This is a genomic window from Burkholderia pulmonis (genome assembly GCF_984667975.1).
In genome coordinates this window covers 1,751,938-1,775,472 of record NZ_OZ480187.1, presented here as the reverse complement: position 1 = coordinate 1,775,472, position 23,535 = coordinate 1,751,938, and the positions used below count along the sequence as shown (strand labels likewise).

Below are 23,535 nucleotides of genomic sequence, written 5' to 3'. Positions count from 1 at the left end.
GGGGGCGGAGCGGAAATGGGGAGCCCGCATTATCGCAGAGCCGGGTCGCGCGACCGAACGGGACGTTTTGCGCTGGCTTTCGAGCGCATGCGACGAGGCAATCCTTACAGCTTGAAATATGCAGTTAAACTGTACAGTTTGACTGCATATCTGCTATCTTGAATTCATGAACACGCCAATGCCTCCCTCCGAAGCGCTCCCCGTGGCCGGCCTTGCCGGCGAACTTCGTATCTCGGTCGGCAAGCTGATGCGGCGCATGCGGGAGCAGATCCACCCGAACGACCTCACGTCGTCGCAGAAGTCGGTGTTGTTGCGGCTCGACCGCGACGGCCCCGCGACCGTGTCGGCGCTCGCGCGCGCCGAAAGCGTGCGGCCGCAATCGATGCGTGTGACGGTCGCGACACTCGAGACGCTCGGCGCCGTCAGCGGCGAGCCCGATCCCTCCGACGGCCGGCAGACGCTGATCGCGCTCACGCCCGGTTTCCGCAAGGTGCTGCAGGCCAACCGCGCAGCCAAGGACGACTGGTTGTTCCGCGCGCTGCACGCGCAACTGTCGGAGCGCGAGCAGGCCGAGCTCGCATCGGCCGTGAAGCTGCTGCAGCGGCTCGCCGAATTCCAGGAACCGCCGCGTCCGTAAACCGCATCGCCCCGCTTGCCGAAAGGACAACCCGAACGTGAACTTCCCGCATCTCCTGTCGTACTTCTTCGGCGGCGCGTTTCTCGCGAACGTCGTGCCGCATCTCGCCAGCGGGCTGCGCGGCGAGCCGTTCCAGACTCCGTTTGCGAATCCGCCCGGGCGCGGCTTGTCGTCGTCCACCGTGAATGTCCTGTGGGGCGTCGCGAACCTCGTGATTGCCTATGTGCTGGTGTGCCGGGTCGGCGATTTCGACCTCCGGGTCACGGCTGACGCGACGGCGTTCGGTCTCGGCATCCTCGCGCTTGGCCTGTTCCTCGCACGGCGCTTCGGCGAGCTGCACGGCGGCAACGAGCCTGACCGGGAGCGGCCATGAGCGTGCCGGCGGCGGGCGTGTTCCGCTCGCTTCGCAGCTTCAACTATCGCGTGTGGGCGATCGGCTCGCTGGTGTCGAACATCGGCACGTGGATCCAGCGCACCGCGCAGGACTGGCTCGTCCTCACGCAGCTCACGCATCACGATGCGTCGGCCGTCGGCACCGTGATGGCGCTGCAGTTCGGGCCGCAGTTGCTGTTTTTGCCATGGACCGGCTACGCCGCCGATCGCTTCGACCAGCGCAAGCTGCTGATGACTACGCAGGCGCTGATGGGCGTGCTGGCGCTGGTGCTCGGCGTGTTGACGGTCACGGGCGTCGCACAGCTCTGGCACGTGTACCTGTTTGCGTTCCTGTTCGGCTGCGCGTCGGCATTCGACGCACCGGTGCGGCAAACCTTCGTCGCGGAGCTGGTCGGCGATCGCGAGCTCGCGAACGCGGTCGCGCTCAATTCGACGTCGTTCAACGCCGCACGGATGGTCGGCCCGGCGGCGGCCGGCTTTCTGATCGCGTCGGTCGGCACCGGCTGGGCGTTCCTCGCCAACGGGCTCAGCTTCTTCGCGGTGCTGGCGTCGCTGTTGCTGCTCAGGGAAGACGAACTGCGCGCGAACGTGCGGGCGAACCGCTCGCGCAGCAGCCTGCTCGACGGGTTCCGCTACGTGTGGCATCGCGCCGACCTGACGGCGATCCTCGTGATGCTGTTCCTGATCGGCACGTTCGGGCTCAATTTCCAGCTGTTCATTTCGACGATGGCGGCGAGCGTGTTTCACGTCGATGCGCGCGGGTTCGGCTTCCTGTCGTCGATGATGGCGGTCGGCACGATCTCGGGCGCGCTGCTCGCCGCGCGTCGCGAGCAGCCGCGATTCCGCCATCTGTGGATCGGCGCGGCGCTGTTCGGTCTCGGCTGCACGTTCGCCGCGCTGGCGCCGAGCTACTGGCTGTTCGCCGCCGCGCTGGTGCTGACCGGGGTTGCCGCGATCACCTTCATGAATTCGACCAACAGCCTGATGCAGCTGTCCACCGAGCCGGCGATGCGCGGGCGCGTGATGGCGCTGCGCCTCGCGGTCGCGCTCGGCGGCACGCCGATCGGCGCGCCGGTGGCCGGCTGGGTCGCGAACCATCTGGGCCCGCGCTGGGCGCTCGGCCTCGGCGCGGCGTCCGGTTTTGCGGCCGCGCTCGTCGCGACGCATTTCCTGACCCGCAAGCGTGCGCAGCCGCGCGCGGACGACGGCGTGTGACCGAAGCCGAAGCCGAAGCCGGCGCTAGGCCGCCGGGCGGGCCGCCACATGCGCGGCCTCCAGACACGACTGGAACAGCAGCGCGGCCCGCGACGGCCGCGGCGAGCGCCGCAGCAGGCTCACGAACCGGCACCGGTAATTGAACCGGTGCGGCGCGATCGGCTGCATCAACCCCTTGTTTTCGAAACTCTCCGCGTAGTGGTCGGGCAGGAAGCCAAGATAACGGCCGGACAGGATCAGCGTCGCGATCGATTCCTGGTCCGACGCGGTCGCGCTGCGCGTGAGCTTCGCGCGATGGCTCAGTTCCATGTTCGGCGAATGGAAGCCGAGCCCGGCGAACGCGTGATTGCGGATCGTCGTCCACGTGAGCTTGCCGTGCGGCGCATCGAAGAGCGGATGCTGGCGGCCGCAGTAGAGCAGCATCCGTTCGTCGAACAGTTCCGAATACTCGAGGCTGCCCGAGTTGCGGTGCGCGGGAATGATCCCGACCTGGTAACTGCCGTCGATGACCCCGCGCTCGACCTCGTTGATCGACGCGACATGCAGGTTCAGCGCGACGTCGGGTGCCTCGTCGGCGAACTGGCGGATCGCGTCGCCCAGGCGTGCATGCGCGTTGGTAGCCGTCTTGTCGAACACGGCGACGTGCAGTTCGCCGCCCATCTTGTCGTGAATGCCGTCGATCCTGCTGCGAAATGCTTCCATCGACGCGAGCAGCCGCAGCGTCTCCTCGTACACCGTCTGCCCCTCGGGCGTCAGCGTGAAGCCCGCGCGGCCGCGCCGGCACAGCACGAGGCCGAGGCGCGTTTCCAGATCCTTCACGTGCCGGCTGATCGTCGAGATGCCGATATTCAGTTCCAGTTCGGCTGCCGCCATCCCGCCGCACTGCACGACGCCCTTGAAGACCCGCAGCAGGCGGAGATCCATGTCGCTGAGCTGCCCGAGCAGCGCGCGGCTCTTCGGTTTCTTTGCTTGCATAATTGCGCAAGTGAACATTGATATTGCGATATTCAAAAGACTAATTGGGCTGCCGACAATGCGCAACATCAACACAAGGAGGAGGGGCGCGCCGCGCCGACCGACATGACCGACATCACCACCGCCCAGCACGACGACACGAACCTCCGCACCGACGCCGCGTGGCTCGACGCGCACTGGATGCCGTTCACGGCCAACCGCCAGTTCAAGGCCGATCCGCGCATGATCGTGTCGGGCAAGGGCGCGTATTACACGGACGGCGAAGGCCGCAAGATCTTCGACGGTCTGTCGGGCCTCTGGTGCACGGGCCTCGGTCACGGCCGCACGGAAATCGTCGAGGCCGTGAGCCGCCAGGTCGCGCAGCTCGACTACGCGCCGGCTTTTCAGTTCGGCCATCCGAAATCGTTCGAACTGGCGAACAAGATCAAGGAACTGACGCCGGCCGGCCTCGACTACGTGTTCTTCACGGGCTCGGGCTCGGAGGCGGCCGACACGTCGCTGAAACTGGCCCGCGCGTACTGGCGTGCGAAGGGCAAGGGCACGAAAACGCGCCTGATCGGTCGCGAGAAGGGCTACCACGGCGTGAACTTCGGCGGCATTTCGGTCGGCGGGATCGGACCGAACCGCAAGCTGTTCGGGCAGGGCCTCGACGCCGATTTCCTGCCGCATACGCAACTCGCGGAGAACAAGTTCTCGCGCGGGATGCCGGAGCACGGCGCCGAGCTGGCCGATCGCCTGCTCGAGCTGATCGCGCTGCACGACGCGTCGAACATCGCGGCCGTGATCGTCGAGCCGTTCTCCGGTTCGGCGGGCGTGGTCGTGCCGCCGAAGGGCTACCTGAAGCGCCTGCGCGACATCTGTACCGCGCACGACATCCTGCTGATTTTCGACGAGGTCATCACGGCTTTCGGCCGTGCCGGCGCGATGACGGGCGCCGACGCGTTCGGCGTGGTGCCGGACATCATGAATTTCGCGAAGCAGGTGACGAACGGCGTGCAGCCGCTCGGCGGCGTGATCGCGACGAAGGAAATCTACGACACGTTCATGGCGGCAGGCGGCCCCGAATACATGCTCGAGTTCCCGCACGGCTACACGTATTCGGCGCACCCGGTCGCGTGCGCGGCCGGTGTCGCGGCGCTCGACCTGCTCGTGAAGGAAGACGCGGTGGCGCGCGTGCGCGATCTCGCGCCGCATTTCGAGGCGGCCGTGCACGGGCTGAAGGGCCAGCGTCATATCGCGGACATCCGCAACTACGGGCTGGCTGCCGGCCTGACGATCGCGGCGCTGCCGGGCGAACCGGCACGGCGCCCGTACGAGATCGCGATGCGCTGCTGGGCGAAGGGCTTCTACGTGCGCTACGGCGGCGACACGATCCAGCTCGCGCCGCCGTTCATCTCGGAGAAGCGCGAGATCGACAACCTCGTCAACGCGCTGTCCGACGCACTGAACGAAGTGGACTGAGCCAAGGCTCGTCTCCCGCGACAACCGAATTCACGAAAGAGTCTCACGATGAAACACGACAGCAATGTGACCTCCACCATCGGCCACCTGATCGACGGCAAGCGCGTCGACGGCGGCAGCCGCGTCCAGCCGGTGTTCGACCCGGCCACCGGCGAATCGGACAAGAGCGTCGCGCTTGCCGACAAGCTGACCGTCGAAGCCGCGATCGCGTCCGCACAGGCCGCGTTCCCGGCGTGGCGCAACACGCCGCCGCTGAAGCGCGCCCGCGTGATGAGTCGCTTCAAGACGCTGCTGGAAGAGCACGCCGACGAGCTGTGCGCGCTGATCACGGCCGAGCACGGCAAGGTGCTCGCCGATGCGATGGGCGAACTGCAGCGCGGCATCGAGAACGTCGAATACGCGACCTACGTGCCCGAGTTGCTGAAGGGCGAGCACAGCAAGAACGTCGGCCCGGCGATCGATTCGTGGAGCGAGTTCCAGGCGCTCGGCGTCGTCTCCGGCATCACGCCGTTCAACTTCCCGGTGATGGTGCCGCTGTGGATGTGGCCGATGGCCGTCGCCTGCGGCAACACGTTCGTGCTGAAGCCGTCCGAGCGCACGCCGTCGTCGACGCTGCGCATGGCCGAACTCGCGCTCGAGGCCGGCTTGCCGGCGGGCGTGCTGAACGTCGTGAACGGCGACAAGGAAGCGGTCGACACGATCCTGACCGACCCGCGCGTGAAGGCCGTGAGCTTCGTCGGCTCGACGCCGATCGCCGAATACATCTATTCGACCGGCTGCGCGCACGGCAAGCGCGTGCAGGCGCTCGGCGGCGCGAAGAACTTCGCGGTCGTGATGCCGGACGCCGACATCGGCAACGCGGTCAATGCGCTGATGGGCGCCGCTTACGGTTCGTGCGGCGAGCGCTGCATGGCGATTCCGCTGGTCGTCGCGATCGGCGACGAAACGGGCGACAAGGTCGTCGCGGGGCTAAAGGCCGAGATCGAGAAGATGAAGGTCGGCCCGGGCAACGGCGCGGGCGTCGACATGGGCCCGCTCGTCACGAAGCAGCATTTCGAGAAGGTGACGGGTTTCGTCGAAGCCGGCGTGGAAGCCGGCGCGACGCTCGTCGTCGACGGCCGCAGCGTGAAGGTCGACGGCCACGACGGCGGCTACTACCTCGGCCCGTGCCTGTTCGACAACGTGAAGCCCGGCATGCCGATCTATCAGCACGAGATCTTCGGGCCCGTGCTCGGCGTGATCCGCCTGAAGTCGCTCGACGAGGCGATGGCACTGATCGACGCGCACGAATACGGCAACGGCACGTGCCTGTTCACGCGCGACGGCGAGGCCGCACGCTACTTCGGCGACAACATCCAGATCGGCATGGTCGGGATCAACGTGCCGCTGCCGGTGCCGGTCGCGTACCACTCGTTCGGCGGCTGGAAGCGTTCGCTGTTCGGCGATCTGCACGCATACGGCCCGGACGCCGTGCGGTTCTACACGAAGCGCAAGACGATCACGCAGCGCTGGCCGTCGGCCGGCGTGCGCGAAGGGACGGTGTTCAGCTTCCCGTCGAACCGCTGACGCGCGAGCCGGCTGCGTGCAGCCGGCGAGACGCGCCAAGGCCCGCTCCGGTCGACGATCGGGGCGGGCTTTTTTACGTCTGCGCGGAGGGGGCGCGAGGCGGCGGAAGAATGCTTACGGCGCGACCACGTGCCACATGTCCTTGAAGTTGTCGCCGTTGCGGTCGCCCTGTTTCATGTCCTTCGAGAAGAAATACAGCGGCTTGCCCTTGTACGCCCATTGCGGGCTGCCGTCTTCGCGCTTGACGATCGAGTACGGGCCGACCGGGACGTCGGTCGCACTGGCCTTGTATGGCGGCCAGAAGGATTCGCACTGGCCCGTGCAGGCGCTGGTGCCGGCATTGGGTTTGTCCTTGTCGAACGTGTAGATGGTCATTCCGTTTGCGGCGACGAGCGCACCGTTTTCTTCCTTCGTGATGGAACCCTGGGCCGTAGCCGAAGCGGATGCGATGGCGAGCAGAGCGGAGCTGACGAGCAGCACGGCTTTCATGTGTGCCTCCTGGTTGTCCGGTGGGCGGCCGCGATCGCAGGCACGGGCAAGCGTGCGCGACGATCGCGATGAATGGTGCCGGAACGCGATGCCGTTGCCGCCGGTGCGAGCGACGCAGGGTCGAATGGCGGCAAACGGGGCGTCTCATTCACGATAGGCGGTTTTTGGCGGGGCTGCGAGAAGATCGGGGGGCGTATCGGCGGAAGCGTATGCGACACACAACGGCATCGCGATTGCCGCCGGGCCGGTATTCGGCGTCCGTCCCCGAACGCGGGGTGTGCGCCGTTGCGTCAGCGTTTCGCGCGATTGGTCAGCGCGACGCCCGCGATCACGAGTGCGCCGCCGGCCAGCATCGACGGCGACAGCGGCTCGCCGAGCAGCGCGACCGACAGCAGCACGCCGAACACCGGCACCAGGTTGGTGAATACGGCCGCGCGGGCGGCCCCGAGCGTGCGAATGCCCTGCGAATACCAGACGAATGCGACCACCGTACCGATTACGCCGAGATAGATCATCGATGCGACGGCCTGCCACGTCAGCGCCGTGCCGCCGGCCGCCGGCGAGTCGAACAAGTGAGTCACGAGCAGCAACGCGAGGCCCCACAGCGCCGCGTACGTCGTGGCCGCGAGCGGCGACAGCCCGTCGAGCGCGCGCCGGCCGATCACCGTGTAGGCAGCCCAGCTCAGCACCGCGCACAGCATGAAGCGCTCACCGGCGCCGAACGTGTTGCCGAGGTCGGTCAGTACGCGCAGCAGGTCGCCGCGGCTGATCACGATCAGCGCACCGAGCAGTGCGACGGCGATCCCGGCCCAGCGCGACAGCGACAGGCGTTCTCGCGCGACGACCGACAGCAGCACGGCCGTGGCCACCGGATTCAGCGCGACGAACAGCGCGGTGCGTCCGGCCGGCATCCGCGCGAGCGCCGCGAAAAAGCACACGTTGTACAGGAAGATGCCGGTCGCGCCGAGGCCGAAGGTCGTCACGACCTGGCGGCCGCTCAGCTTCGGCAGCCCGCCTTCGATCTTCCACGTCAGCACGACCAGCAGCAGCGCGGCGATCGCGAAGCGCCCGGTGGCGGCCGAGGTCGCGGACATCGTCGCGGCGAGGATCCGGCCCGCGATGAAAGTGCCGCCCCAGAACAGCGCGACGAGCGTGAGCTTCACGTAGATGGCCGCGTGCGGCCGGGCGGTGACGAGGCTGGCGGGCGGGGCGGGAGCGTTCATGTACGTGGATTCTCGAAAGGAAAGCGCGTGCGGCGATGCGTGCGCGACCGCGCAGGCCGACGAGGCCGGCGCGCGCGACGGCCGGCCTTCAGGCTGATTCGGGGAGTGACGGCGGCAGCGGCGCCGTCAGCGAAAGGCGGGCGCCGACGCGAGCGCGGTCAGCACGACCGGCATCGCGAGCGCCGCGGCGATCGTCTGGAATGCGGTGATGCCGGCCATCAGCGGCGCATCGCCACCGAGCTGGCGCGCCATGATGTACGACGCCGACGACGTCGGCAGCGCCTGGAACAGCAGTGCGACCGTCAGTGCCGCGTCGCCGAGCCCGAACACGTGGCCGGCCGCGAGCGTGATGAGCGGCATCGCCATGAACTTGAACGCCGACGCGATGCACACCGGCTGCAGCCACGCACGCGCGGCATCGAATTTCAGCGCGGCACCCACGCACAGCAGGCCGAGCGGCATCGACGCGGCGCCGAGCGCGCGCACGGCCGGCTCGACGGCGGCCGGGAATGCCACGCCGCCGGCCTGCATCGCGATCCCGAGCGCGCAGGCGACGACGAGCGGATTCGACAGGATCTGGCGCGCGAGCGCCGCCGCACCGAGCCGCGTGTCGCCGTAGCGCGCGAAGACCAGCACGCACATCAGGTTGACGGTCGGGACGATCGCCGCGACGCACACGGCTGCGAGCGCGATGCCCTTCGCGCCGAACAGCCCGGCGGCCAGCGCGGTGCCGACGTAGTTGTTGAAGCGCACGGCGCCCTGGAACACCGACGTGAAGCCGGCGCCGTCGACCCGGACGAACGGGCGGACCAGCAGAAGAAGCGCCGCGGCGAGTGCGGTCGAACCGACCAGCGCCGCCGCGAGCGGTAAAACGGGCAACGATTGCAGCCGCGCAGTCGCGAGGCCGTCCGCGAACAGCGCGGGCAGCAGCACGTAGTAGCAGAGCCGCTCGGCATGCGGCCAGAACGCTTCGCCGATGAAACCCGTGCGCCGCAGGCCGTGGCCGAATGCGACCAGCAGCGCGACCGGTGCCAGCGCGAGCAGGATCGGGCCGATCATCGGCGTACCTTCACGCGGGCTGCGGGGGAAAAGCAGCACTGGGAAGCGGGAATCCAACCGGCGGGCAACATGGCGGCACGCAATCGAAAGAGTGACGATGCCGCGAAGTTAACACGCGAAAGCAACAGGAATAATTGTTAATTATCGGGTGTTCAATGAGAAATTCTCATTGATGAGGCAGTCACTTCGGCGGCCAGCGCACGTGCGAAACGTTCGGCCGGACGCGACTGGTGTTCGAGCAGCACGACCGCGCGTCCCATCTGCGGCTGGCCGAACGGCAAGCGCGTGACGGGCGGCAGGCGTGCGAGCGTCGCATCGGGAAGCGCGACGATCGCCGCACCGAGCCCGCGCGCGACCATCCGCGCGATCGTTTCCGCGCTGTCCAGCACCATCTCCTCGCGGACGCGCACGCCGATGCGGCGCAGCTCGGCGGCGATCATCCGGCCGGCCCATGCCTGGGCGTCGAAACGGATGAACGGCAATGCATCGAGCAGCGCGCCCGCGTCGCGTTCCGCATGGTCGGGCGGCGCGAGCAGCCAGAAGCGGTCCTCGTACAGCGTGGTCCACGTCAGTTCCGCCGGATGCGGGCGCACCGGGCGCGTCGTGATCGCCGCGTCGAGTTCGCCGGCCGCGACGCGGTTCGCCAGTTCCACCGACATGCCGGCCGACACGTGCACGCGCAACGACGGATGCGCTGCACGCAACGCGAGCAGCGCGTCGGGCAGCGGGCCGGACAACGCGGTCTGGATCGCGCCGATCCGCAGGCGGCCGACGAGCTTCTTCTCGTCGCTGAGCGCATCGGGAATCCGGTCGACCATCGCGAGCACCTGCTCGGCCTGCGCGAGCAGGATGTTGCCGGCTTCGGTGAGCACGGGCTGCCGGCGCGAGCGGTCGAACAACTGCACGTTGTATTCGCTTTCGAGCGTCTTGATCTGCAGGCTCACCGCCGACTGCGTGAGCCCGATGGCTTCGCCGGCGCGCGCGAAGGTCCGGTATCGGGCGATGGCGACCAGCGTTCTGAATGCGCGGAGTGACATGAGCGGACGGTGTGGGTAGCGGCAGGCGCGTGAGATACATGGTCCGGCCGGCGTGCGGCGACGGCCCGGTTCGCAAAGCGGCTCGCGCGGCAGCCGTCAGGGTTCGCGACATCATGTCCGCGCGTGTCGAAACGGGCAACCGGGCGGCACCGGGAGCGACGCATGAAGTCGGCGAGCATCGATGGCTTGAATCTTTCTTAAAATGATATAGTTCTATTTTTAGAATGTTTGAGCGGGCAAAGGCGTTGGCTGAAGCAAGGCAACGCGTCTCCAGACGAGTCGGGATCGAAGCGTAAAGAGGAGCATGGGCATGACGAAGGTGGGACATCCGGGGTGGTCGTCGCAGCGGCTGAAGGCGTTCGACGCGCGGCTGAACGAACGGTACGTGGCGTCCGGGCGCTTGCCGGGTGCGGTGACGATGATTCATCACCGGGGCGAGCTGGCACACGTGAACGTCGTCGGATCGATGGACGTCGGGCGCGCGAAACCGATGCGCGAGGATGCGATCTTCCGCATCTATTCGATGACCAAGCCGATCACGAGCGTCGCGTTCATGACGCTGGTCGAGCAGGGGCTGGTCGCACTCGACGATCCCGTGTCGAGCGTGATTCCGGCCTGGAAGGATCTCGGCGTGGCCGTGGCCGGCGCACGCAGCCTCGGTGGATTCCAGACCCGGCCCGTGGCGCGCGAGATGCGGATGGTCGATCTGCTGCGCCATACGGCCGGGCTGTCGTACTTCTTCCAGGGGCGTACGAACGTCGATGCCGCCTACCGCGAACTCGCGCTCGGCGAGCCGACCAATCCGGGCGGCCTCGACGGGATGATCGCGGATCTGGCCCGGCTGCCGCTCGACTACTCGCCGGGCGACGAATGGAACTACTCGGTTGCCACGCACGTGCTCGGCTATCTCGTCGAGGCGATCTCGGGCCGGCCGTTCGCCGATTACCTGAAGCACGCGCTGTTCGATCCGGTCGGCATGCCCGACACGGGCTTCTTCGTGCCGGACGGCAACGCCGATCGTCTGTGCGCGTGCTATCGGCCCGATGCCGAGGGCGGCCTCGCGCTGCACGACGATCCGGCGACCAGCCCCTTTCTCCGGCCGCCGGCGCTGGCGTCGGGCGGCAGCGGGCTCGTGTCGACGGCCGGCGATTACCTGCGCTTCTGCCGGATGCTGCTGAACGGCGGGGCGATCGACGGCCACCGGATCCTGAGCCCGAAGACCGTCGAACTGATGACGATGAATCATCTGCCGGGCGGCAAGACGCTCGACCAGATGTCGCGCTCCACGTTCAGCGAGGCCGTGTATCCGGGGCTCGGCTTCGGGCTCGGTTTCGCGGTGACGCAGGATCTGGCCGCGACGATGCAGCCGGGCAGCGTCGGCGACTACTTCTGGGGCGGCGGTGCGAGCACGGCGTTCTGGATCGATCCGGCCGAGGAACTGGCCGTCGTGTTCATGACGCAACTGCTGCCGTCGACGACGTACCGCGTCCGCCGGGACCTGCGGCATTGGGTCTACGGCGCGATGTGCGACGACGGCGGCGAGCGGCCCGTGTGAGCCGGTGCGGATGTCAGGCCGCCTATTTGCGCGCGGTGTTCCTCGCGGCGGTACGCGGCGACGGGATCAGGTCGGCGCTGCGGTCGTCGCCGTCGAGGTCGTGCGTGATGTCGAGCACGAACCGGTCGGCGCGATACAGGTAGAGCCCGGCGTGAACGATGCAGCCGTCGCCGTCGGTCCACCAGCGGCGCATGCGGATCAGCATGTCGGCCATGCTGCAGTCCGCGCCGTCCGATGCGAGCAGGCCGGCCGTTTCCTGATCGGCATAGGCGGCCGTGATTTCCTGGCGGGCCTGCGCGAGCGGCAACCGGTTGTATTGACGGACGAGGTAGCCGACCTTGTGTCGCGCGTCGCTGCCTTTCGGAAAGCGGTCGTAGGTTTCGCGCGCGACGTAGCTGTCCATTACGCCGTACGGTGCGCCGTCGTGCAGATGAAGCGTGCGGATCCGCATGTATGCCGAGCGCGCGGGCTGGCCCGTCTGCAACGCGGCGGGCAACCCGGTCGCCGCTTCGCGCAGCAACACGCGCAGCGTCTGGCCGGGCGCGAGCTGCAGCGGATCGTTGATCGCGGCGCGCAGTGCCGGGTTGTCCGCCGGCGATACGACGTCGGCCGTGACGAACGTGCCGCGTCCGCGCGCGCTGTTCACGAGGCCTTCGGCGTTCAGCTCGGCCAGCGCCTGACGCACGGTGATCGTGCCGACGCGATAGAACGCGCACAGATCGGGAATCGGCGGCAACTGGTCGCCGCGCTTCCACTCGCCCTGATGGATCCGTCCGCGCAGCAGGCTGGCGATCTGCGCATAGAGCGCGACGCCTTTGCGCTCGGGGTTCGGCGACGGATTCAATCAGGGACTCCGGAAAGGGGGCAGGCCGGCATCGCGCCGGTGAATGGCTAACATTCTACTATTGGAATGTATGCGCGCACGGGCGCGACCGGCGCCCGCGGACTGCGGGCGTCATACCCACAGCCGGTACATCCAGAACGATTCGTCGTCGGCGAAGCGCCGCACGAATTCGGTCGGTGCAAAGCCCGTGATGCGTCGCGTCGCGCGGCTCAGGTGCGCCTGGTCCGCGAAGCCTTCGTCCAGCGCCAGCGCGGCCCAGTCGACCGGCTCGCCGGCTTCCTGCCGCGCCCGCGCGGCAAAGAACGCGCCTTCGCTGCGCACCAGCGTTTGCCAGTCGCGCAACGAACGCCCGCTGAACGACTTGATGCGCCGTTCGACCTGACGCGCGCTGTGCGTATGCCGCCATTCCCGTGCCTGCAGCGCGAGCCGTTCCGCCCAGCTGCGCCCGGCGTCGCGCAACGACGACAGCGGTGTCGTGCCGCCGCGCAGCGCGCGCCAGCGCGGCGCCAGATGGCGGTCGAGCGCGGCCAGCGCCGCGTGGTCGTCGTCCGCGTCGGCCAACGCGTCGAGCAGTGGCCGCCAGCCGTCGTCAAGCGTGCTCCGTGCATCGACGAAGCGATCGTGAATCCCGGGCAGCCCGATCCCGAACAGCGCGCGGGCCGCGTCGGCGTGGAAGCAGACGATGCCGCCTTGTCCGGTCGTCGGCGCCCAACTGACGGTCGGCGTCGACTGGCTGCCGGACAGCGTCGCCGACGCGCCGAACGCGCGCCAGCGCGGGCCGTCGGGCGTGGGCTCGACGAGCCCGGCGTCGAGATCGCGATACCACGCGAGACAGACGAGCGGCGACGCCGGGAAGTGCGTCAGCCGCTGCGCTTCGTCCAGCGCGAAGCCGCGCGTGTCGCGGCAGATGATCGCGACCACGGCGCCCTGCAACGCGGCCGGCGCCGGATACAGCCGTGCATGCGGCGTGCGAGCGCCGCTCAGCACGCGCGGTGCGCGCGCAAGCGGATCGGGGCACGGCGGCAGGAGGGATGGACCGGAGCACATGACGCCGGAGTATAGGGACGGGCCTCACGCGTGTCGATGTCGTTTGCGTTCAAGACCGTCGACGTTCGGCTGCGGACAATCCGCCACATGAACACGCGAACCTCCTCCCCCTGTCCATTCCACGCGGGCATCGCAGCACCGGCGCCCGCGCTTCACCCGCCCGGCGTATGGCCGCCGGGGCCGCGCGGCGGCCTGACGGGGTGGTCGTTGCTGCGCGCGATGTCGCGCGACCTGCTCGGCACGCTTGCGGGCTGGCAGCGCGCGCACGGCGACGTCGTGCACCTGCGCATGTGGCCCGAGCACGTGGTGGCCGTGACCGATCCGGCGCTCGTGCGCGACCTGCTGGTCACGCATCACGACGCGTTCGTGCGCTGGGAGCGCGGCATTCGCGTGTTCTCGCAGGTGCACGGGCACAGCGTGCTGGTCGCCGAAGGCGACGCGTGGCGCGGCAAACGGCACGCGTTGCAACCCAATTTCATGCCGAAGCCGGTACAGGCATTCGTTCCGTCGATTGCCGCGACGGCCGGCCATGCGCTCGCGCAGTGGCCCGCGCATGACGCGCACTGGCCGGTCGAAAGCGCGCTGACGTCGCTCGCGATGGACGTGATCATGCGCACGATGTTCTCCGACGCGATCGGCGAGGAAGCGCGCGTGGCCGAGGCGGCCGTCCGCACGGTGAGCGCCGTGTCCAACGCCGAGTTCTACCAGCCGGCGAGCGCCCCGGACTGGATGCCGTGGAAGCGCGGCAAGGCACGGGCGCTGTCGGTGCTGAACGGGCTGATCGACCGTCAGCTGCATGCGCGCCTCGACCGACCCGGGCACAGCTGGCCCGACGACCTGCTGTCGCGCCTGCTGCGGCTATATCGTGCGGATGCTCGCGCGTGGCCGCTGCAGGCCGTGCACGACGAATGCATGACGGCGTTCCTGGCCGGCCACGAGACGGCCGCGGCCACGCTGACCTGGTGGGCATGGAGCATGGCCGCGAATCCGGCCGTGCAGGCCGCCGCGCGGGACGAGGTCGCGCGCGTGCTGGACGGCCGCGCGCCGACGGTCGACACGCGCCCCGCATTGCGCTACCTGACGCAGACGCTCGAGGAAACGATGCGGCTGTACCCGGCCGCACCGATCCTGATCAGCCGTCGCGCGTCGCGGCCGGTCGCGCTGGGCGCGTGGCAGTTTCCCGCGCGGACGCTGTTCATGCTGCCGCTGCAACTCATGCATCTCGACGAACGCTGGTTTCCGGAGCCGCATGCGTTTCGGCCCGAGCGCTTCGCCGACGATGCGCCGGCGCTGCCGCGCGGGGCGTACATGCCGTTCGGCACGGGGCCGCGTGTCTGCCTCGGGCAGCATCTCGCGATGACGGAGATGACGGTGGTGGCCGCGATGATCCTGCAGCGGTACGTGCTGGCGGTACCGCCGGGCGCGCCGCCGCCGCGACCGGTGCTGAACGTGACGTTGCGGCCGGCGCAGGCGTTGCATCTGGCGATCGCCCCGACGGGGTTGGCTGCGGACATCGGGGAGGCGAGGGGCGCGGCGTGATGCAGCCGGAGCGATGGCGGGCGTGGTCCCGGTTGTCGCGAACGGGTGGAGCGGCCTGCGAAGCTGACGATTCACTGTCGCCGGCGAGGCGGCGAGTGCCGCCGGTCGGCGCATGTCAACCGCCATCCGCGCGATCGCGTTGTCGTTCCATCCGACCAGGCAGGAGCCTCCGATGCGCAAGCTGATGTTGTCCGTGGTGCTGGGGTGCCTGTCCGCGATCGCCGCTGCGCAGACGGTCGTTCATTTCCCGTCGACGGACGGCCCGCCGGCGACGATGCTCGACGGCTACCTCTTTCCCGCACCCGGCACCGGCCGCCATCCCGCACTCGTGTTCCTGCATGGCTGCTCGGGCATGTTCGCGAAATCCGGCAAGATCTATTCGCGCGAGCGCGACTGGGCTTCCCGTTTCAACGCGGCCGGCATCACCGTGCTCGAAGTCGACAGCTTCAATCCGCGCCATCACGGCGAGATGTGCGCGCCCGCGCATTTCGTCGGCGACATCTATCGTGCGCGGCCTTTCGATGCCTATGGCGCACTGAAGTATCTGCAGTCGCTCGATACCGTACAGCCCGGTCGCATCGGTGTCGTCGGCTGGTCGCAAGGCGGCGGGACGCTGTTGAACGCGATCCGCACGTCGAGTCCGGCGCGCCCCGCATCGTTGCCGGCCGGCGATTTTCGAGCGGCGGTCGCGTTTTATCCGGCAAGCTGCGACGTGAAACGACAGGGTGCCGTGTGGCAAAGCCCGGTGCCGCTGCTGGTGCTGATCGGCGAGCAGGACGTGTGGACCCCGTTCGCGCCGTGCAAGACGTTGTTCGAGTCGGTTGCGCCCGGCACCGAGGCGACGTTTCATGCATATCCCGGCGCGTACCATGACTTCGACTGGCCGAACATGCCCGTGCATGCGACGCCTGCGTTCACGACGAAGGCCGGTGTGATACCGATCGAAGGAACGGAGCCGGCGGCGCGGGCCGATGCGCAGCAACGGGTGGTCGATTACGTCGGCGCGCGACTTCTCGCGAACTGACTGCGCATGGTGGCGCCGCGACCGGTGCCGAACGTGACGTTGCGGCCGGCGCAGGCGTTGCATCCGGCGATCGCGCCGACGAGGCTGACGGCGGATGCACCTTTTCACGATGGCGGCATGCGCGGTCGATTCGACCCGGCCTGATTCGCGCGGGTGATTGCCGCTCGCGCGATGGGCCGTCATCGAATCGTCTGAGTAGGCATGCGTGCCCGCCACTGCTTTCGGCGCCCCTGGCGCGGCATCGCACAGCACCTATGCTTGAAGGGCCCAGGTCGGGCGGAGCCCAAGGAGGACGGTCATGCGCATGCTTCTCAACATACGAATCCCTCACGAGCCGTTCAACACGCTGGTGCGCGACGGCAGCGCCGGCGACGTGATCTCGCGAATACTCGAGGCGGTCAAGCCGGAGGCCGTGTATTTCACGGAGCAGAGCGGCGCGCGCGGGGCGGTCGTGATCGTCAATCTGGATGACCCGTCGCAGGTTCCGGCACTCGCGGAGCCGTGGTTCCTGATGCTGAATGCGGACTGCGAGTTCCGTATCGTGATGCTGCCGGATGATCTCCGCAATGCCGGGCTCGCGCAACTCGGCGCGAAATGGAAGTAGCAGGAGGCCGCGCATGGCCATGCCCCTGCCCGGAAACCGGGCGGGCGGCGTGGCGCGGCGTTCGCGTGCGGGCTATCGCGCAGACTGCGAGGGCTCGACGTTTGCCGCTTGCCTGTCCTTCGGCCGCAGCAGCAACAGCAACCCGCTCAGCGCAGCCCCGCCGAGGAAGACGAAGAAACACCGCTCGTTCCACGTCGTCAGGCTGTCGGACGCCACGCCGCCTGCGTTTCCGGCCGTGGCGCCGGCTTCCAGCAGAAACGTGAAGACCGCCGGTACCGGCGCGGAGCCCAGGTAGGCCAGGAACGCGAACTGCAACCGGCCGCGCGTCAGGATCGACCAGACGTCCTTGCCCATCAGGCAGGCGACCAGCACCACGGGCGGCACGAGTACGAGCGATGCGGCGCTGATTGCGCACAGAATCAGCCAGCCGATTCCCATGAGCGGAATGAGTGACATGCGTCGGAATTCCTGTTTTCGGGCAATCGTGTTGTCGACGGAGCATCCGCATCGGCGTCACCGGATGACCACGGCATGCGGCGCATGACCGATAGTGCCCGATTCCGCGCCCGTTGCCATCCGTCCTGATCGATGCGCTCATCCGGCCGCATCTTCCCCCAACGCCTGGATGAACCGCGAAAACAGCTCGGGCTGCGACGAAATCCCGAGCTTCGCGTACAGGTGGCGTCGATGCACCTTGACCGTTTCGGGGGATATCGTCAGCCGCTCGGCGATCGCCTTCGACGAATTGCCGCGCAGCACCATGCGTGCGATCGACATCTCGCGGTCGGTCAGCACGCCTGCGCCGAAGCGCGCGAGCGCCTGTTCGACGCGCGCGCCGAGATCGGCGTCGGGCGCTACGCGTGCGGCATCGCCCACCAGCCGCCAGTGTTGCCGCATCGCCGCGAGCACCCACGGCATCGCGGCCGTCAGCTTGCCGAGCGGCTCGACGTCGAAGCGTGCCGCGGCGCCGAGCGACAGCGACAGCAGCGTATCGGCAGTCGGACGTACGAGGATCTGGATCTCGTCATCGCCGACCGCATCGCGGAAGTAGCTCAGGAAATACTCGCTTTGCCGGAACAGGTCGGGCGCGACTTCCTCGAGCCGGTAGCAGCCGTCGGCGAGCCCGTCGTGCGCGGCCTGCAGGAACGGATCGAGCAGATAGACGCCGTTCAGGTAGAGCGGCACGGGCGATGCGCTGTCGGTGCCGCCCGCGTCGTATTCGTCGAGCACGAGCGGCACGCCGTCGCGGCCGACCGCGGTTGCGAGCGCATTGTCGAACGGCACCATTTCATTGAGCAGCAGCACCAGGAACCGCCAGAAGCGCGGCTGGCCGAGATGATCGATTGTGCGGCCAAGCGCCTGGTGCATCGCGATTTCGGAAAAGAGACGATCCATACCACCACCGGAAGGGCGTAACACGAAGGGGGAATAGCGGTCCTGAAATTGGTTTCCTAGACTGCCACGCAATCAATCGGGCCCGAGTATGGGCGTTCAAAAAAGAGCAGCATAGGAGCACAGGAGAACGAAATGGCGATGATGTCGGAATCGACGGGCACCGTGCAAGCGGCACCTGCAATGGAGGACGCGCCGCGCGCGTTGTCGCAGACGCTCAGCGTGCGCGATGCGGTGATGATCACCGTATCGGGCGTGACGCCGGCAAGCTCGATCTTCGTGATCGCGCCGTTCGCGATCCAGCAGGCCGGTAGCGGCGCCGTGCTGTCGTTCCTGCTCGGCGGCGTGCTCGCGCTGGCGTTCGCGCTCTGCTATGCGGAGCTTGCCGCCGCGCACCGCAGCGCGGGCGGCGAGTACGTGATGGCCAAGCGGGTGTTCGGCACGCTGCCGGGCTACCTGACCTTCATCACGGTGCTGTCCGTCAGCGTGTTCATCCCGGCCGTGCTCGCGAGCGGCGCCGCGCCGTACCTGAACAATGCGCTCGGCACGCACTTCAGCAACCAGTCGGTCGCACTGACGATCGTGCTGCTCAGCTATCTGCTCGGCATGCTGAACATCAAGACGAACGCGTGGATCACCGGCGCGTTTCTCGTCGTCGAGATCGGCGTGCTGATGCTGATCGCGGGCCTCGGCTTCGGGTCGCCGCATCGCGGCGCCGACGTGCTGATCGCGCCGGTCGTCGCGAGCGGCAATGCGCTCGTGCCGGCGACGCTCGCCGCCATCGTTCCCGCGATCGGCACCGCGATCTTCTGCTACAACGGCTTCGGCTCGGCCGCGTATCTCGCGGAAGACCTGCGCGGCGGCAATCGCAATGTTGCGAAAGCGGTAATCTATTCGCTGCTCGTGATCCTCGTCGTCGAACTGGTGCCGCTCACGGCGATCGTGCTCGGTGCACCGTCGCTCACCGAGATGACGAAGAGCGCCGACCCGATCGGCTATGTCGTGCGTTCGCTGAGCAACCCGGCCGTGTCGCGCGTGGTCAGCGGCGGGATCTTCCTGTCGGTGTTCAACGCGATCATCGCGATCGTGATCACGATGGGCCGCCTGCTGTACAGCAGCGGTCGGCACGCGCTCTGGTCGCGCACCTGCAACCGCGCATTCTCGACGATCCACCCGCGCCTCGAATCGCCGTGGCTCGCGACGATCGCGCTGGCGGTGCCGTCGGCCGGGCTCGTGTTCGTGTCGAGCCTCGACGAGCTGACCGCGTTCACCGTCGACCTGCTGCTGCTGATCTACCTGGTCGTCGGGCTGGCCGCGCTCGCGAGCCGGTTCGTGCGCCGCGACGTCGAGCATCATTACCGGATGCCGCTGTGGCCCGTGACGCCGCTCGTCGCGGTGGCGGGCGCCGCGTACACGCTCTACACGACGCTGGCGACGGCGACGAAGCCGACCGACCTGATCATCATCGGCGGGCTGCTGGTCGCCGCACTCGTGATGTATGTGGTGTGGGCACGCCACAGCGAAGCGTTCCGCACGCTCTGAGCGCCGGATCGACACCTTGCAACACCGAAACATCGAACCATTGAAAGACTGGAGGAATTGCATCATGCGCACGAGGGATCTCGGCATCCGCATCGGACTCGGCACGCCGGGCCGCTTCAACGCGATCACGGACGTACCGGGCGTGCGGGTCGGACACTGTACGCTGAACGTCGAGAACGGCGACGCGTCGATCCGCACCGGCGTCACCGTCATCGAGCCGCGCGCAGGCGCCGCGCACGATTCGCCGTGCTTCGCGGGCGTACACGTGCTGAACGGCAACGGCGACGCGACCGGGCTTGAATGGATCCGCGAGGCCGGCCTGCTGACGACGCCGATCGCCTATACGAACACGCACAGCGTCGGCGCGGTGCGCGACGCACTCGTCGCGAACGAGCGCGAAGCGGCGGCCGGCCGCGTGTACTGGTGCATGCCGGTCGTGATGGAAACCTACGACGGACTGCTGAACGACATCTGGGGGCAGCACGTGAGCGCCGCGCACGTACAGCGCGCGCTGGCTGCCGCGGAGTCGGGGCCGGTCGCCGAGGGCGGCGTGGGCGGCGGCACGGGCATGATCTGCCACGAGTTCAAGGGCGGCATCGGCAGCGCGTCGCGCGTGCTGGCGGACGATGCGGGCGGCTGGACCGTCGGCGCGCTCGTGCAGGCGAACTACGGCGTGCGCGAGATGCTGCGTGTTGCCGGCTACCCGGTCGGCGACGTGCTGCGGCACGTGCATTCGCCGTTCCGCGAACCGGAAGCCAAGGGCGAGCCGGGCATGGGGTCGATCGTCGTGACGATCGCGACGGACGCGCCGTTGTTACCGCATCAATGCACGCGACTCGCGCAGCGTGCGAGCGTCGGGCTCGCCCGCGTCGGCGGCGGCACCGAGGATTCGAGCGGCGACATCTTCCTGGCGTTCGCCACGGGCAACGACGGCCTGCCTGCCGCGAACTACGGCAGCAAGGGTGCGCCGACCACTGCCGTGAAGATGGTCAACAACGACCATATTTCCGCGTTGTTCACCGCGGCGGCGGAAGCGGTGGAGGAAGCCATCGTGAATGCGCTGGTGGCGGGCAGCGACGTCGAATCGCGCGGGGCGCGGGTCGAAGGGCTCGGGCAGGCGCGCTTGCTGGACGCGTTGCGCGAAGTGGGCTGGCGGCCGGGGCGCGGCGCCTGAAACGGCAAGCGCCGCTTCAATCGAAGCGGCGTGAAGAGGGGCGGCGGTGCGGCGAGCGGCCGGACCGCCGCTCGCCCGCGCATGCGAGGTGCGCGGCGCGAACGATGCGGGCCTGGCCGTGACGACGCGGCGTCACGTTCAGCTGCCGAAGTAGATGTTGCAGAAGCTGACGGGGCCGACACAGGCGTTCGGGTCTTCCTGCTTCGTTTGCGCATGATTGACGCGGCCGGCGGCCTGGACGGCTTCGGCGCGGTTCGCCTGTTGCTGTGCGACGTCTGCCGGTGCCGGCTGTGCGTGAGCGACAGCGGCGGTGAGCGACAGGGCAACGAGGGCGAGGTGCAGCGGCTTCATTTGAGTTTCTCCTGGGTGAGTGCCAGTCTCGCTGGCAGTGAGGAAACTATAGGCTCGCACTGCTTAAAGATTAATCACCGTGGCTGTAGAGCTTATTTCCATCCGGAACAAGGATCCCGTTGCATGCGCACCCGTTTTCAATCGCGGTGCCGGTTGAACGGCGCATCCTTGTCGAGCAGCGCGCTGCGCATGAAGTGCAGGCAGCCGACGATCCGCTGCATGCGTCGGCGCGCGTCGGGTACCGCGTACCAGGCCTGCAGCGTGTGCTGCGCCGCGCGGATCGCGAGATTCACCGATTTCAGCGTGCGCGCGTGATGGCCGGGCGTCGGATCGTCGAAAAAGCGCGGCAGCTCGTGCAGTACCGCATCGATCGAACCGGTCCAGCGCAGCGTCTGCGGTGGTTTCGATGCGCAGAACGCGTGCAGTTCGTCGCGCAGGTCGATCACCGCGTGGCCGACCTCGAGCGTCGACAGCATCCAGCGCATCGCGTCGCGGTGCTGCCGCGTGCGCCGGACGAGCAGCGTACGCAGTTGCGCCATCAGGTCATGGGTGCTCGACTGGAAGCGCTGCGCGAGCCCGTCCGGAGCACCTTCGCAGGCAAGCGTGACCTGGCGGCGCAGGTCGTGCGCGATACGGCCGGTGAGCCATGGCATGTGGGTGGGGAACACGACCGCGAACACGAGCGAGCACACGAGCATCGCGACGACGATCGCCAGCCCGTTGTTGATCAGCACCTCGGGCGTATACGCGATCGCGTTGTCGGGCCCCGCGAGCAGGCAGAAGAACACCGCGAAGCCGATTCCATAGCCGGACAGGCCCGGCCGCATCGCGAGAAACGCGCCGAGGCCGAGCACGGGTGCGAGCGTTGCGCAGAGCAGCGGGAAGCCGTCGATGTTGGGATACACGTAGCACAGGAACAGGTAGCCGACGGCAGTCGCGAATGCCGCGCCGACGCTCATTTGTGCGACGAACTTCGGCGCGCGCGGCGAGGTCGAGCTGAGCGCGCACGCGATCGCGGTGGCGATCACGGCCAGCGGGCCGCTCGGCCATTCGGACGCGAGCCAGAACGCGCTCATCGCGCCGACCGCGACGACCGTGCGCAGCAACGCGAAGCCGACGAAGAACCCATTGGTCTTCACCGCGTAATGCGTGACGGAGCGCTCGAACGCGTGATCGTCCTGGTCGAGCGACGCGTAGGTATCGGCGTAGCCGAGATATTCGCCGATGAAGCGGTACAGCAGTTCGATCGCGGTATCGAAGTCGAGCAGGCCGCCAGCCGCATGGTCTTCGACGGATCGTCGCGACGCACGGGCGGCTTTCGGCAATGCAGTGTGGAAGCGGCGCAGTTCGAGCAGCGCGCCGGTGGCCGGCGCGATACCGCGCTGGCGTTCGTCGCGCAACGCGGCGAACCGCAGCGCGAGTGCGTCGACGTGCGGTGCGAGCGCGTCGAGCACCGCGTCCGCGTGATTCGCGCGCATGCGTTTGACGAGCTGGTGCAGCGCATGCAGCCGTGTGCATGCATTCATGAACTCGCTGTTCAGCCGTGCGAGCCGGCGGCTGCGCGCACGGATGCGCGGATCCTCGAACGACGCGAACGCGCGGTTGGCTTCGAAACCGACGATGTCGTCGACGAAATCGGCGAAGCGTCGCTCGAAATCGCCGCGTGCGACGTCGCCCGCGAGCGCGCCGGCCGTGAACGCCGCGAACGTCGCGTGGCGCGCGCTCAGTGAGCGCATCAACGCCTTTGCCGAACTCAGCGGCAGGATCAGCGCGCTGACCGCGCCCGAGCATGCGATGCCGAGCGCAACTTCCGCGGCGCGTGTGAGTGCGGACAGGAACAGCGTCTGCGGCGTCATCACGGCCGGCAGGCCGATCAGCGCAGCCGTGTAGCCGGCGAGCACGAAGCCGTACCAGCGGAAATGGCGGTTGCGCACCGCGAGCGCGATGCAGCCGCCGATCCATAGCGTGATGCCGGCCATGTACAGCTCCGGCTGCTGCGCGAACAGCCCGCCGAGCGCGAGCGCGGCGACGAGGCCGGCCGCCGTGCCGAGCACGCGGTAGAAGCTTTTCGCGAACACCATGCCCGACAGCGGCTGCATCAGCACGAACACGGTCGTCATCGCCGTGCGCGGCTGCGACATCTCGAAACGCATCGCGATGCCCATCGCCAGCAGCGCCGCGAACACGGTTTTCGCGAGGTGCAGCCAGATCAGCCCGTCGCTGGCGGCCCAGTCGCGCGCCGCGTCGCCGAGCGGATCGAGCCATGCCCTCCATCGTGCCGGTTCGATGGAAGGTCGCTCGATCGCAGATTGTGGCTTCATGAAAAGAGGGGGCCGGTGCGGGGCCGGGCACGATGCCGCGGCGCGTCCGAACGGTCCGTTCGACGGATGAGGCGCCGATTGTAGGAG

At 68.1% G+C, this 23,535-nt stretch carries 22 protein-coding genes; 11 read left to right on the top strand and 11 right to left on the bottom strand.

Features of this window, described 5'->3' with window-relative positions:
* The first annotated feature begins 166 nt into the window (after window positions 1–166).
* From AC5LXK_RS24730 to AC5LXK_RS24720, 3 genes are read left to right on the top strand one after another with little or no spacing between them, the layout of a single operon-like run.
* Entirely contained in the window at window positions 167–637 is a 471-nt protein-coding gene (locus AC5LXK_RS24730) for a MarR family winged helix-turn-helix transcriptional regulator (protein WP_493391318.1), read from the top strand.
* 37 nt (window positions 638–674) lie between these two features.
* Window positions 675–1,010: a hypothetical protein gene (locus AC5LXK_RS24725; RefSeq protein WP_493391317.1), complete on the top strand. Its 336-nt coding sequence runs from the start codon at window positions 675–677 to the stop codon at window positions 1,008–1,010.
* On the top strand, window positions 1,007–2,245 hold the full coding sequence (locus AC5LXK_RS24720; protein ID WP_493391316.1) for an MFS transporter: 1,239 nt from the start codon (window positions 1,007–1,009) through the stop codon (window positions 2,243–2,245). Before AC5LXK_RS24725 ends, AC5LXK_RS24720 begins: the two co-directional genes overlap by 4 nt.
* A 24-nt stretch (window positions 2,246–2,269) precedes the next feature.
* On the opposite strand, the gene AC5LXK_RS24715 is transcribed toward AC5LXK_RS24720, so the two are convergent.
* A complete protein-coding gene (locus AC5LXK_RS24715; RefSeq protein ID WP_493391315.1) occupies window positions 2,270–3,220 on the bottom strand; it encodes a LysR family transcriptional regulator in 951 nt (316 codons plus the stop codon).
* A 105-nt stretch (window positions 3,221–3,325) separates the two neighbouring features.
* On the opposite strand from AC5LXK_RS24715, the gene aptA reads away from it, so the two are divergent.
* Together aptA and AC5LXK_RS24705 are read left to right on the top strand one after the other, a co-directional pair.
* Window positions 3,326–4,681, top strand: a complete 1,356-nt coding sequence (gene aptA / locus AC5LXK_RS24710) for an omega-aminotransferase AptA (protein WP_493391314.1) — start codon at window positions 3,326–3,328, stop codon at window positions 4,679–4,681.
* Window positions 4,682–4,729: 48 nt separating this feature from the next.
* On the top strand, window positions 4,730–6,247 hold the full coding sequence (locus AC5LXK_RS24705; RefSeq protein ID WP_493391313.1) for a CoA-acylating methylmalonate-semialdehyde dehydrogenase: 1,518 nt from the start codon (window positions 4,730–4,732) through the stop codon (window positions 6,245–6,247).
* A gap of 114 nt (window positions 6,248–6,361) precedes the next feature.
* Here the strand turns inward: AC5LXK_RS24705 and AC5LXK_RS24700 are convergent, their stop codons facing one another.
* The 4 genes from AC5LXK_RS24700 to AC5LXK_RS24685 form a co-directional block, all read right to left on the bottom strand.
* Window positions 6,362–6,736, bottom strand: coding sequence for a COG4315 family predicted lipoprotein (locus tag AC5LXK_RS24700; protein ID WP_493391312.1), 375 nt, complete (start codon window positions 6,734–6,736; stop codon window positions 6,362–6,364).
* Between the two features lie 290 nt (window positions 6,737–7,026).
* Entirely contained in the window at window positions 7,027–7,959 is a 933-nt protein-coding gene (locus AC5LXK_RS24695) for a DMT family transporter (protein ID WP_493391311.1), read from the bottom strand.
* Between the two features lie 126 nt (window positions 7,960–8,085).
* Complete coding sequence (locus tag AC5LXK_RS24690) at window positions 8,086–9,018, bottom strand: AEC family transporter (RefSeq protein WP_493391310.1); 933 nt, start codon at window positions 9,016–9,018, stop codon at window positions 8,086–8,088.
* A 152-nt stretch (window positions 9,019–9,170) separates the two neighbouring features.
* Window positions 9,171–10,055, bottom strand: coding sequence for a LysR family transcriptional regulator (locus AC5LXK_RS24685; RefSeq protein ID WP_493391309.1), 885 nt, complete (start codon window positions 10,053–10,055; stop codon window positions 9,171–9,173).
* 310 nt (window positions 10,056–10,365) lie between these two features.
* On the opposite strand from AC5LXK_RS24685, the gene AC5LXK_RS24680 reads away from it, so the two are divergent.
* A complete protein-coding gene (locus AC5LXK_RS24680; RefSeq protein WP_493391308.1) occupies window positions 10,366–11,610 on the top strand; it encodes a serine hydrolase domain-containing protein in 1,245 nt (414 codons plus the stop codon).
* A 22-nt stretch (window positions 11,611–11,632) separates the two neighbouring features.
* Here AC5LXK_RS24680 and AC5LXK_RS24675 read toward each other — a convergent pair whose 3' ends face one another.
* Both AC5LXK_RS24675 and AC5LXK_RS24670 read right to left on the bottom strand, forming a co-directional pair.
* Complete coding sequence (locus AC5LXK_RS24675; protein WP_493391307.1) at window positions 11,633–12,454, bottom strand: GntR family transcriptional regulator; 822 nt, start codon at window positions 12,452–12,454, stop codon at window positions 11,633–11,635.
* 111 nt (window positions 12,455–12,565) lie between these two features.
* Complete coding sequence (locus AC5LXK_RS24670; RefSeq protein WP_493391306.1) at window positions 12,566–13,501, bottom strand: helix-turn-helix domain-containing protein; 936 nt, start codon at window positions 13,499–13,501, stop codon at window positions 12,566–12,568.
* A gap of 87 nt (window positions 13,502–13,588) precedes the next feature.
* Here AC5LXK_RS24670 and AC5LXK_RS24665 point away from each other — a divergent pair, with 87 nt between their 5' ends.
* The 3 genes from AC5LXK_RS24665 (at window position 13,589) to AC5LXK_RS24655 (ending at window position 16,668) form a co-directional block, all read left to right on the top strand.
* Window positions 13,589–15,040, top strand: coding sequence for a cytochrome P450 (locus tag AC5LXK_RS24665; protein WP_493391305.1), 1,452 nt, complete (start codon window positions 13,589–13,591; stop codon window positions 15,038–15,040).
* A 172-nt stretch (window positions 15,041–15,212) separates the two neighbouring features.
* Window positions 15,213–16,064, top strand: a complete 852-nt coding sequence (locus AC5LXK_RS24660) for a dienelactone hydrolase family protein (RefSeq protein ID WP_493391304.1) — start codon at window positions 15,213–15,215, stop codon at window positions 16,062–16,064.
* A gap of 298 nt (window positions 16,065–16,362) precedes the next feature.
* The gene (locus AC5LXK_RS24655; protein ID WP_493391303.1) at window positions 16,363–16,668 is read left to right on the top strand and encodes a panthothenate synthetase; all 306 of its coding nucleotides are present in this window, start codon (window positions 16,363–16,365) and stop codon (window positions 16,666–16,668) included.
* 72 nt (window positions 16,669–16,740) lie between these two features.
* Here the strand turns inward: AC5LXK_RS24655 and AC5LXK_RS24650 are convergent, their stop codons facing one another.
* Both AC5LXK_RS24650 and AC5LXK_RS24645 read right to left on the bottom strand, forming a co-directional pair.
* Window positions 16,741–17,124, bottom strand: a complete 384-nt coding sequence (locus AC5LXK_RS24650; RefSeq protein ID WP_493391302.1) for a hypothetical protein — start codon at window positions 17,122–17,124, stop codon at window positions 16,741–16,743.
* A gap of 138 nt (window positions 17,125–17,262) precedes the next feature.
* Window positions 17,263–18,063 (bottom strand): helix-turn-helix transcriptional regulator, encoded by an 801-nt coding sequence (locus AC5LXK_RS24645; RefSeq protein ID WP_493391301.1) that lies wholly within the window; start codon window positions 18,061–18,063, stop codon window positions 17,263–17,265.
* A gap of 132 nt (window positions 18,064–18,195) precedes the next feature.
* Between AC5LXK_RS24645 and AC5LXK_RS24640 the strand changes: the two genes are divergently transcribed.
* The gene (locus AC5LXK_RS24640) at window positions 18,196–19,602 is read left to right on the top strand and encodes an APC family permease (RefSeq protein WP_493391300.1); all 1,407 of its coding nucleotides are present in this window, start codon (window positions 18,196–18,198) and stop codon (window positions 19,600–19,602) included.
* Window positions 19,603–19,666: 64 nt separating this feature from the next.
* Window positions 19,667–20,776, top strand: a complete 1,110-nt coding sequence (locus tag AC5LXK_RS24635; RefSeq protein ID WP_493391299.1) for a DmpA family aminopeptidase — start codon at window positions 19,667–19,669, stop codon at window positions 20,774–20,776.
* Window positions 20,777–20,914: 138 nt separating this feature from the next.
* On the opposite strand, the gene AC5LXK_RS24630 is transcribed toward AC5LXK_RS24635, so the two are convergent.
* The gene (locus AC5LXK_RS24630; RefSeq protein ID WP_493391298.1) at window positions 20,915–21,127 is read right to left on the bottom strand and encodes a hypothetical protein; all 213 of its coding nucleotides are present in this window, start codon (window positions 21,125–21,127) and stop codon (window positions 20,915–20,917) included.
* A 137-nt stretch (window positions 21,128–21,264) separates the two neighbouring features.
* On the bottom strand, window positions 21,265–23,448 hold the full coding sequence (locus AC5LXK_RS24625) for an FUSC family protein (protein WP_493391297.1): 2,184 nt from the start codon (window positions 23,446–23,448) through the stop codon (window positions 21,265–21,267).
* Window positions 23,449–23,535 lie beyond the last annotated feature (87 nt).